Source organism: Plebeiibacterium marinum, from assembly GCF_026013615.1.
Classification (GTDB): domain Bacteria; phylum Bacteroidota; class Bacteroidia; order Bacteroidales; family Marinilabiliaceae; genus Saccharicrinis; species Saccharicrinis marinus_A.
Genome location: NZ_JAPDPI010000128.1, coordinates 1 through 609, shown reverse-complemented (window position 1 = coordinate 609; position 609 = coordinate 1). Strand labels below are relative to the sequence as shown.

The 609-nt window shown below is 46.6% G+C and carries 1 protein-coding gene; it reads right to left on the bottom strand.

Going from position 1 to position 609, the window contains the following annotated elements; all coding sequences use genetic code 11:
* Window positions 1–57 precede the first annotated feature (57 nt).
* On the bottom strand, window positions 58–609 hold a 552-nt coding region (locus OM074_RS21185), incomplete at its 5' end, for a transketolase-like TK C-terminal-containing protein (RefSeq protein ID WP_435873450.1).

Below are 609 nucleotides of genomic sequence, written 5' to 3'. Positions count from 1 at the left end.
ATAAAAAAAGCAACCCCATACGGGATTGCTTTACAATATATAAAATCTTTCGATTTGTTACTTCAACAATTCTGTTACCTGGTTGAATACGTTTTCGGCCGTGAAACCGAATTTCTCGTCAAGCACGGTGTAAGGGCCTGAATAACCAAAGTGGTCCAATCCCCAAACCTTGCCGTTCTCTCCAACCAAACCTTCAAGGGTCACAGGCAAACCGGCTGTCATACCAAAACGAGGAACACCAACCGGCAATACTTCAGCCTGGTAAGCTTTGTCCTGGTTCCTGAACACGCCTTCTGAGATCACGGATACAATCTGTAGTTTCAGCCCTTTTTCTGCCCTTAGCTTTTCTGCACCGGCAATCAAGGTAGAAACCTCAGAACCACTGGCCAAAAGAACCACGTCAGGAGTATCACTGTCCTTTTCTACCACATAAGCCCCCATTTCAGCCTTTTTGGCAAACTCATACGAGCTTCCCGGAAGGTTGGCAATGTTCTGGCGCGAAAGGATCAACGCCGATGGGCTGTCTGTATTGTTCAAGGCCATTTCCCATGCTACGGTTGTTTCATTGGCATCAGCAGGACGAAGAACCAACATAGAGTTTTTGCCATG